The sequence below is a fragment of the Streptomyces regalis genome, assembly GCF_001509475.1.
Classification (GTDB): Bacteria; Actinomycetota; Actinomycetes; order Streptomycetales; family Streptomycetaceae; genus Streptomyces; species Streptomyces regalis.
The window spans coordinates 52340-61268 of sequence record NZ_LLZG01000355.1; the positions used below are offsets into that span (position 1 = coordinate 52340).

Below are 8929 nucleotides of genomic sequence, written 5' to 3' on the forward strand. Positions count from 1 at the left end.
GCCGAAGACATGCCGAGGGCGGGATGCCGATCAGATCCGCCAGCCGCCTACCCGCCAGATCGCCGGGAACCCGCGGGCAGGAGCCGTGAACACGGCGTGACCACGAACCACCACAGCCAGGACACACGGCGCTGTCGGCGCTGCGGGCCTCGACAAGTAGCACCTCACCATTCATATCGACCGACGTGACCAACCTGTCGGCGAGCGACTTGAACGGGAGCCGGTTGAAGCAGCGTTCGACGACATCGCGGCGCCAGTAGGCCGCCCGGCCGAGTCGGCAGCGGCTTTAGCCTCGCCGGATACGGCCGTTGCTCTGGTCGATCCGTTCCGGATCGCTGCTTTGATGCCGCAAGCACAGCAAGGCTCACCGCCTGTCTCACCGCACCCTCGGCTCACCCTCGCTGCGGAGCCCAAGGATCCAGTGGAGATCTTCCGTATCGGAGGCGATTCGCCATGAGTCCAACAGTCCTGCCGTGGCCAACTGCTCAAGCGCGTGGGGCAGTTCGGCTGGTTGGATACCGCACTCGTGCGCTGTCCGATCGGCCTCATTGAGTCCGTGGCCGGTTTCGGATTGGCTGTGTGCCGCGAGGTAGACACTCATCAGCTGCGGAAGCGGACCGAGCACCCCGGCCCGGCTCGGGCAGCTGCCGCGCAGCGCCCAGTCCGCCGCGCGGCGGCGGTCGGTGCGGGCGGGTGCCTGGCCGAGCAGCGCGGCGTCCAGCAGTACGGCGGCCACCTCGTCAGCCGCGCGGTCAGGAATCCTTCGCAGCCACCGCGCTTGCTCCAGTTCCCGCCACGGGTTCAGGGTGGCGCCCAGGCGGAGGCCGCGCAGCAGGCCCAGGGGAAGCCTGACCTGCATGCTGGCGTTCATACGCAAGGCGCACTGCAGGGCGATCAGCCGGGCGGCGGCCGAGGCTCCGGCTGGGAGCGCGGCGGCCAGATAGCTGAGCATTTCCCGGACCCTGGCCCGCCCGTCCGGCTCGCTGGGCCGCCGTCTGCGGCGGGAGGTTGCCGGCGGAGACGGCCGGGGGGCGAGAAGGGCGGTGTCGGGTACGACGGCGGCGTGGGCTGTCGCTGCGGCGCAGGCGGTGCAGGTGTCGGCGAGTCGCCAGACCCGGCCGCCATGTTCACCGGCGAGGAGCAGGCGGACAGGGCCGGCGCAGCCGCGGTGGCGGCCGTGCCAGCGGCAGCCACGCTCGCGGCACTGACAGATCCTCAGGTGGAGCGGGAGGGTGTCGCTGCGGGCGTGCCGGGCGAGATGGGTGAGGGCGGCCGCGCGGGCGGATGACGCTGTGACCGGGCCGCCGCCGTGGGGGCATCGCTGGCAGACGAGAACGAGTCCGCCGGTGTGTGAACGCAGTTCCACGGTCCAGGCACGCGGTGTCGCGGGCCATGGTGCGCGCAGCCTCATGGGCGGGTGGCCCTCCTCTCGGTGCCTCTGCTGGTGTCCGTCCGGGAAGGAGCGGCGGCGGACCACCGTAGTGCAGACGTCTGCCCTTCAGCGGTTGCCTCCACCTGGGCAAATAGGGCAGAGGTCTGCACTGACAGGGCAGGGGTCTGCACCGTCGGATGGACAGGTGACGATCTTGCCGCCCGATCCGGACCTCAACGCGCTGCGGCTGGAGCTCGCGCGTCTGCGGGCCGTGCGCGGGTGGACGTACGACGAGCTCGCCGCCCGCAGCGGCCTGGCCAGGCGCACGGTCATCGAGATCGAGCAGGGCCGCACCATCGGCACCCTGAAGACCTGGCACGCTCTCGCCCACGCCCTGGGGACTCCGTTCGAGCAACTCTTCGGCACGCTGTGCCACGGCCACGACCTGCCCGGCACCGCCGACGGCTGACGGCTGACGGCTGACGGCTGACGGCTGACGGCTGACGGCTGACGGCTGACGGCTGACGGCCGGAGCAGGGCTGCCACAGATCACCTGAAACAGCGACGTCGCACCGAACATTCAGACGCCCCTTCGCACATCAGTCGCCCCGCACAGGGCCGACCGGGCGACGTGGCGGTGCCGCTCCCGCAGGTGCGGCGTGTCGGCTGGCAGGTTCACTCGCATGCGCTCCACGCCTTCATCTTCTGCGCGGCACTGGGACGGCAGCCCTGTCGCGGCCCCGGTGCGTCGTTCCCTGCGGGTCAGTCATGGTGGTACCAGCCGGCTGATGCGCTGCGGCCAGCACAGCCGTTGCCATGAGTGCGGCAACCGGATCGAGTGGTATCACCGCAGCGACCCGCAGATGGCCATGGTCCCTCTCCATCCGCATGAACTCCCGGCCGCCCGGGTTCCTGCCGACTGCCGCTGGCACGTCAGTTCCGGCATCGCCCACCCGGCCGGGGACGGCAGCGGCTGGTGCCGCATCCCGCACGCCCTGCTGTGCCCCGCACGGAACGTCCCCACGGCAGCCGGGCTGGGCACGCTGCGCAGGGCGCTCGCTGTGCACACCCGCCGCCTGATCGACGCCGGGGCCTTCATTCCGCCGACCGCCCGGCCGGACGAGGCAGCAGCAGAGTCAGCCGTGTGCCGCCCGGCCCGCCCCGTTGTGCAACTGCTGTACGTCCGCTACCTCGCCGCTTGCCCGGTGGAGGAGATCCGGTGCGTTGCCCAGACCCGGCGCCGCAGCCGCTGTGCACAACCGCTGCTCGCTCCCGACGCCTCGGCCGGCACCTGGACCCTGATGCCCGCCACCGCGGCCACTGGCCAACTGGCGCTGCCCGCGGATGTCATGACCGTCTACGACCTCAGCGCCCTTCCCTACGCCGAGCAGTTGCGCTGGCGTGCCCAGCGCTGTCCCCAGCACGCGGCCACCCCCTCGGCCCCCGACCTGACGGTGCCGGACTGGGAACCCTTCGACCCTCTCCTCCACCGGGAACACATCCACACCCGGCTGCCCACTCGCAGCCGCACCCGGGCCTCGGGCCGCTCGCGGAAGGCAGCCCAGCCGTGACGCGACACCATGCCGTCGAAATCCTCCTGACTCGGCCCCTCTCCCCCGGTGAACTCAAGCGCGCCCGGCGGCGCGGTGTACCGCTCGCCGTGAACGCCGACCACACCCGCCTGATGGCCGTGCAGTACGCCCAGGGCCCGGGCCACGCCCTGCGCAAGCTGCGGCGCCGCCTGGGCCCAGGGCTGCCCATTGACGTCCTGAGCACGCACTACCCGGACCGCAAGGGGCAGGTGCGGCTCAATGTCGCGTTCAGCCGCAGTGACGAGGCGGCCATCCGCCAGGCTGCGGCTTCTTGGGGCCAGCGGCCGGCAGAGTTCCTCAGCTGGCGCGTGACCACGGCCCTCGCTGAGCGGGAGCAGGGGCGCCTTCGCGCTCTGGAGGACCGGCTTCAGGTCCTGCTCGCCAACCACACGCTCGAAGAGGTGCTGACTTGCGCGGCCCGAGCGCGCGGCCGACGCCGCCGCTCACCAACGGCACCCTGACCCTCAAGCCCGTGAGACGTCCCTCGCCCGAAAGACAGCGGACGTTCTCTTCTTCTGCCCTTCGCGGAGCCTTTGTTGTCTACCCCCACGGATGAACAGGTCCACGCCGCCGACGCCTTCCGCGCCGGCCACCACCTCGTTCTTCAAGCCGGTGCCGGCACGGGAAAGACCACCACCCTTGCCCTGCTCGCCGCCGCCACCCAGCGCCGCGGCCGCTACCTCGCCTTCAACAAGAGCATCGCCCGCGATGCCGCGGCCCGCTTCCCTCGTACCGTGCAGTGCAAGACCGCCCACGCCGCCGCCTACGCGGCCCTCGGCCACCGCTACGCCCACCGGCTCAACAGCCCCCGCCAGCCCGCCTGGAAAACCGGCCAGGCGCTCGGCATCACCCGCCCCGTCCGCATCAGCGAACACGAGATCGGCGCCAGGTCTCTGTCCAACACCGTGCTGCGCACCGTCACCCGCTTCTGCTACTCAGCCGACCGCTCCCTCGACAGCCACCACGTCCCGCCCCTGCGCCGTCTGGGAACACCTGCCGAGCAGGCGCAGCTCGCCGAAGCGGTCCTGCCGTTCGCCAACCGTGCCTGGGCCGACCTGCACAACCCCGACCATGGGGTGGTGCGCTTCGAGCACGACCACTACCTGAAAATGTGGGCCCTGACCCAACCACGCATCGACGCGGACTTCCTGCTCCTCGACGAGGCCCAGGACACCAACCCCGTCCTGGAACAAGTCTTCTCCGCCCAGCGCGACCGTGCGCAGCTCGTCATGGTCGGTGACTCCGCCCAGGCCATCTACGGCTGGCGCGGTGCCCGCGATGTGATGACCGGCTTCGACGCCACGCACCTAACCCTTACCCGTTCCTTCCGCTTCGGTCCTCTGATCGCCGACCAGGCCAACCGGTGGCTCGAAATCGCCCAGGCCCCCATCCGCCTGACCGGCACCGAGACCATCCCCACCACGGTCGGGGACCTCGACCGTCCGGACGCGGTGCTGTGCCGTACCAACATCGGTGCGATGACCGAGGTGATGGGTCTGCTCGCCAGCGGTCGGCGCGTCGCCCTGGCCCGCGGCGGACAGGCTCTGGCCGCGCTGGCACTTGCCGCCCGCGACCTCAAAGAGGGCCGCCCCACGGCCCATCCCGAGCTCGTTCTTTTCAGGTCCTGGGGCGAAGTGCAGGAATACGCCGAACACGACCCGGCCGGACGCGACCTGCAGCCCTTCATCAACCTCGTCGACACACACGGACCCGACGCCATCCTCGCCGCGATCAACCAGCTCACCGACGAGAAAAACGCCGACGTCACCGTCTCCACCGCGCACACCGCCAAAGGCCGCGAATGGCCCACCGTGAAAATCGCCGACGACTTCCCCCCTCCCAAAGACACCGACGAACACGACGCCCAGGGCCGCCCCATCCCCGAACCCGTCAGCGACACCGACGCCCGCCTCGCCTACGTCGCCGTCACCCGCAGCCGCCACCACCTCGACCTCGGCGGCCTGTCCTGGATCGACACCCACCTCCCCCCGCCTCCTGCCGCCTGACACAAGGCCTGGGTCGATCCGCCTCATTGTGGTTGCAATGGCCTGATCATCACGGCGGCACCGCGCTGCGCCAACACGTGCAGCTCGCGGTGCTGGAAGGCACCGAGCGGTACTCGTCGAACGCCTGTCGGCGGACAACGCGGTGGACGTCATGTCGGGGCCCGGCGGGAGGTTGCCGCTGCACAGCTCCGGGGTGGGCAAGGTGCTGCTCGCCCACGCCGACCCCGAGCTGACCGAGCAGGTCATCGCGCAGGGCCTGCCCGCGTGCACCGAACGCACCGTGACCGATCCCGCACGGTTGCTGGAACAGTTGGACGAGTGTCGCCAAACCGGCGTAGCCGTCGTCCGTCAGGAAAAGACACTCGGCGCCGACTCTGTCGCCACCCGTGTCCTCAACGACGAGGGCAAGGTCGTCGCGGCCCTGTCGGTCGGCGTGGGCGCCGGATCGGTCGATCTACGGACGGTGCGGCTGGCGCTCATCGCCTCCGGTCTGGCCGTGTCCCGCAGACTTGGCTGGCGTCCCTCGGCGGGAGCTGCGCAAGCACAGTCGTACAGGTCTGGATGATGAACGGGCGCACCAGGGATCGTGGGCGTCAGGCCTGGACGCTGGGGTGGTGGCGGACGGTGCTGTCGAGGTAGCTGAGGATCATGCGGACTGTGTCTCGGCTGAACCAGGCGGTGGCGGGGTCGTCTTCGAGTGCTTCCTGGATGTGGAAGGTGACTTTGGCCCAGTTGCGGAAGTTGCCGTGGCATGCGACGTCGTTGACCCAGAGCAGGTCGGGTGCGCAGACGTCCTTCCACAGGTCGTGGTAATGCGGGAGGGTGGCCAGGACCTCGTCGGGGGTGAGCGGCTGGTACTGCTGGAAGACGGCGATCCGGGAGAACAGGGCGGGTCGGCTGCTGATGCGCTGCAGGCAGTTTTCTCCGCCGACGAAGACGATGGTGGGCCGGATTTTCTTGTCGTCCCACAGGGTGCGCAGGTATTCCAGGGCCTGCTTGGACAGGCCTTGGGCTTCGTCGCACACCAGCACGCGGTGCTGGGCTGCCAGGGCCTGTCGGATCAGTGGGTCGCAGTCGTCGACCTGGGCGGGGGGTTCGCGGGGCAGGTCCAGTGCGCGGAACAGGGCGGTGCACAGGCTGGTGAGGGTGGCTCCTTTGCGGCATTCGAGCCAGAGGGTCTTGTCCGGGGCGAGGTCGCGCAGGTTGGTGTTGACGGCGAGGGTCTTGCCGAGGCCGACGTCGCCGTGGATGCAGAGCATGGCCTGGGCCTTGAGGGCGGTTTTCAGGTGGCGTTGGGTGAGGCGGGCGGCGGTGGTGGGCATGAGGCGGGCGCCGGTCAGGCCGAGGTAGTGGTCATCGGCCGGCGCGGTGGTGTCAATCGTGCTGCTCATCGGAGGGCTCCTCGGTGAGGGCTGCTGGGTGGTCCGGTTGGTGCCAGGAGGGTGAGGGGTCGGGCAGCGGCGGGAGCGCGGGGGCTGCGGATGCGGGGTTTTCGCCGGCAGGAGCGGGCTCGCTGGGGGCGGGGGCGCTGGGGTTCTGCCAGGAGGGTGTGGGTTCGGGCAGCGGGGCGAGGTCGGGGCGTGCTTGGCGGGCGAGTTCGTCCTGGCGCCGGCCGTCGAGGAGTTCGGCGGCCTGTTCCTGGGTCAGGTCGCTGACCGGGCGGGGAGTGGTGGGGACGATGTCGGCTTCGAAGCGTTCCCGGCGCTGGCGTTCTGCCCGTTTCAGGGCGGTGCGCAGTCGGCTGGCTTCGCGTTCGGCGGCGCGTTTGACGTCACGTCGTTGCTCTGGGCTGGCTTCGTTCTGCAGGGTGGCCGGGCCCAGGTAGGTCTCGTCCTTGGCGTCGTAGAGCTCGACGGTGCGTTCTTGATGGGGCATGTAGCGCAGGAGCACCTTGGTGCCGCCCCGGCCTTGCATGTAGGGGGCCAGGTAGCGGCGTTTTTTCCAGTGGACGCCGTCGGAGTTGATCGTCAGGGACTGGTGGTGGGTCTGGAGGGTGAAGGCGTTGAGTTCGTCGGGGTCGGGGTCGTAGACGGGTGTGAGGTCGGCGTGCCAGAGCTCGTAGGGGGTGCGGTTTCCTCTGGTGCGGATGCGGTGCTCGTGGTTCCAGTCGTGGACCCACTCAAGGACGATGCGGACGAAGGCCTCGTAGGTCAGGAGGTGCTCGTCGGGGTCGATGCGGGTGCGGGTGCTGGTGTGTGGAGCGTGGGTGAAGCCCGGGAGGCTGGGGAAGAGCGTCTTCTTGACGGCGTTGTTGAGGGCTTCGACGGTGCCTTTGAGTTCGGGATGTCTGGGGGGCAGGTCGACGCGGCGGACACCGAAGACGCCGAAGGCGAGGGCGACGGTCTCGCACAGGAAGTCTTTGCCTCCGTCGACGCGGACCAGGCCGGGGAGACCTCCGAAGGGGCCGTGGTCTCCTCCGCGTTGCAGGGCCGCGCGGGCGGCGATGAGGATGTTCTCCCGGCTGGGGGTCTGTGCGGAGATGGACAGTCCGCAGACGGCGTCGGTGGCGCAGTCGATGAACCAGGTGATCCAGGGTTTGCGGCGGTGGCCGCTGACGTTGACCCAGGCGCTGGCTTCGACGTGGTCGGCTTCCCATGCCTGATTGCGGTGTCCGATCTCGCGGGTGAAGTGGACGTCGAATTTGCGGCGTTCTTGCTCGCCGCCCTTCAGGCCTGCGAGGAAGCCGGGGGTGTAGTGCTCGGTGACGGCGCGGTGGAAGGTGGCGTAGGAGACGGGTTCGCTGCCCAGGCGGCCTGCTGTCTTCAGGTCGCGGTAGGCGGCGGCGATGTTGCCGCACCACAGGGCGACGGCGTCACGCATTGGCTGGTCGAGTGCGAAGCGGGCTCGGCGTTGGGGGGTGTAGCGGCCGTCGTGTTCGCCTGCGTTGTCCAGCCAGCGGCGTACGGTGCGGGGATCGACGCCAAAGGCCTGGGCGACGGTGGTGATGTGCTCACCGGCGAGGCTGTTGGTTTCGGCGAGGTGCATCAGACGGCTGACAGCCGCTCGGCGCAGACTGTTCTCATCGTGTGGGGGCCTGGTGGTCACGTGTGAGGCTCCCCTCGCTTGTGGAGGCGAGGCGCGTGGTGGAGTGAAGGTCAGGCGGGGGCAAGGCTGAGGAGGCCGGCGCCGTAGGACTGGGCACGGCCGATGCCGCGGCAGACGGCTTCGGCGAGGAGTCGGGCGTCGGTGATGCGGGCGTGTCCGTCGAACCGGATGAGGTGGTGGTCCAGTCCGGGCAGGCGGGCGGAGAGCGTGCTGAGTTCGAAGGTACGGGGGGTGAGCGTGATGTCGTCGAGGTCGAGGCCGGCTTGGCCGGCGCGACGCTGCCACCAGGCTGCGGCGGCGGTTCCATCGAGGGCAGTGGGGATGCCGCGGCGGCGCAGGACGGTGCCGTCAAGGCGTTGACCGTAGGGGGTGCCGGGGGTGTGGCGGACCGGAGTGGCGGTGATGCGGTAGCGCACGCGCCGACCTGGCTGCAGGGCGGCGAGTACCGGAGTGAGATCGCGGGTTGCGGTGGTGCCGTAGTGGGCGGGCAGGCCGGCCAGGTTCGGTGGCCGGGTGGTCTGGACGAGCAGGGTGGGCTCGTCGGGATCCGTTTCGAGGCGGAAGAGGAGGCCTGCGTCGCGCCGTGGGTGCGGGCTGGGGGTGCCGGGGGTCAGGCGCATGAGGGTCTTGTGGAGTTGGACGCGGTCGGCCAGGTCGCGGCGTACGGCCCGGCTGGCGGGGTTGAGGCGGATGCGGGTGAGCGTGGCCGTGAGGGTCATGCCTGCTCCGGGTGCATGTAGGCGGCGAGGCTTTCGAGCGGGTGGGGGCCCGCGTAGAGGGCGGCGGACAGGTGCCGGCGCGTGCGCCACACATCGCGCAGGTGGTGGCTGCGCCGGTTGGGGGTGAAGTCCTCGGGCTGGTCGCACAGTTCGTAGTGCCCGGTGAGGGTGGCGGGGTCGGACGGGGGGTGTTCG

At 70.2% G+C, this 8929-nt stretch carries 9 protein-coding genes and 2 pseudogenes; 5 read left to right on the forward strand and 6 right to left on the reverse strand.

Translation table 11 applies throughout. From position 1 onward, the window contains the following. Positions 1–193: 193 nt before the first annotated feature. A pseudogene (locus ADL12_RS53175) lies at positions 194–331 on the reverse strand (IS5/IS1182 family transposase); the annotation flags it as partial. 45 nt (positions 332–376) lie between these two features. Continuing rightward, positions 377–1411 carry a hypothetical protein gene (locus ADL12_RS30405; protein ID WP_062707454.1) on the reverse strand — a complete coding sequence of 345 codons (1035 nt, stop codon included), beginning with the start codon at positions 1409–1411 and terminating at the stop codon, positions 377–379. 166 nt (positions 1412–1577) lie between these two features. On the opposite strand from ADL12_RS30405, the gene ADL12_RS30410 reads away from it, so the two are divergent. The 5 genes from ADL12_RS30410 (at position 1578) to ADL12_RS30430 (ending at position 5535) form a co-directional block, all read left to right on the forward strand. Continuing rightward, on the forward strand, positions 1578–1841 hold the full coding sequence (locus ADL12_RS30410; RefSeq protein ID WP_062707457.1) for a helix-turn-helix transcriptional regulator: 264 nt from the start codon (positions 1578–1580) through the stop codon (positions 1839–1841). Between the two features lie 214 nt (positions 1842–2055). Next, positions 2056–2943, forward strand: a complete 888-nt coding sequence (locus ADL12_RS30415) for a DUF6083 domain-containing protein (RefSeq protein WP_062707460.1) — start codon at positions 2056–2058, stop codon at positions 2941–2943. Further along, positions 2940–3425: a hypothetical protein gene (locus ADL12_RS30420; RefSeq protein ID WP_062707463.1), complete on the forward strand. Its 486-nt coding sequence runs from the start codon at positions 2940–2942 to the stop codon at positions 3423–3425. The genes ADL12_RS30415 and ADL12_RS30420 overlap by 4 nt, the downstream gene beginning before the upstream one ends. 75 nt (positions 3426–3500) lie before the next feature. Beyond that, entirely contained in the window at positions 3501–4970 is a 1470-nt protein-coding gene (locus ADL12_RS30425; protein ID WP_062707465.1) for a UvrD-helicase domain-containing protein, read from the forward strand. A 151-nt stretch (positions 4971–5121) separates the two neighbouring features. Beyond that, a complete protein-coding gene (locus ADL12_RS30430) occupies positions 5122–5535 on the forward strand; it encodes an IclR family transcriptional regulator domain-containing protein (protein WP_159053342.1) in 414 nt (137 codons plus the stop codon). A 28-nt stretch (positions 5536–5563) separates the two neighbouring features. Here the strand turns inward: ADL12_RS30430 and ADL12_RS30435 are convergent, their stop codons facing one another. From ADL12_RS30435 to ADL12_RS30450, 4 genes and pseudogenes are all read right to left on the reverse strand, one after another. Continuing rightward, entirely contained in the window at positions 5564–6361 is a 798-nt protein-coding gene (locus ADL12_RS30435; protein ID WP_062707471.1) for an AAA family ATPase, read from the reverse strand. Then, positions 6345–8015, reverse strand: coding sequence for a Mu transposase C-terminal domain-containing protein (locus tag ADL12_RS57825; RefSeq protein WP_159053343.1), 1671 nt, complete (start codon positions 8013–8015; stop codon positions 6345–6347). Before ADL12_RS57825 ends, ADL12_RS30435 begins: the two co-directional genes overlap by 17 nt. Before the next feature lie 50 nt (positions 8016–8065). Further along, entirely contained in the window at positions 8066–8734 is a 669-nt protein-coding gene (gene cas6e, locus ADL12_RS30445) for a type I-E CRISPR-associated protein Cas6/Cse3/CasE (RefSeq protein ID WP_062707477.1), read from the reverse strand. Then, positions 8731–8929, reverse strand: a pseudogene (locus tag ADL12_RS30450) (type I-E CRISPR-associated protein Cas5/CasD); the annotation flags it as partial. The pseudogene ADL12_RS30450 and the gene cas6e, both read right to left, overlap by 4 nt.

Coding starts and splice junctions, on each gene's coding strand:
- cas6e (WP_062707477.1), bottom strand. CDS start 8,734: ATGACCCTCACGGCCACGCTCACCCGCATCCGCCTCAACCCCGCCAGC.
- ADL12_RS30435 (WP_062707471.1), bottom strand. CDS start 6,361: ATGAGCAGCACGATTGACACCACCGCGCCGGCCGATGACCACTACCTC.
- ADL12_RS30405 (WP_062707454.1), bottom strand. CDS start 1,411: ATGAGGCTGCGCGCACCATGGCCCGCGACACCGCGTGCCTGGACCGTG.
- ADL12_RS30415 (WP_062707460.1), top strand. CDS start 2,056: ATGCGCTCCACGCCTTCATCTTCTGCGCGGCACTGGGACGGCAGCCCT.
- ADL12_RS30430 (WP_159053342.1), top strand. CDS start 5,122: ATGTCGGGGCCCGGCGGGAGGTTGCCGCTGCACAGCTCCGGGGTGGGC.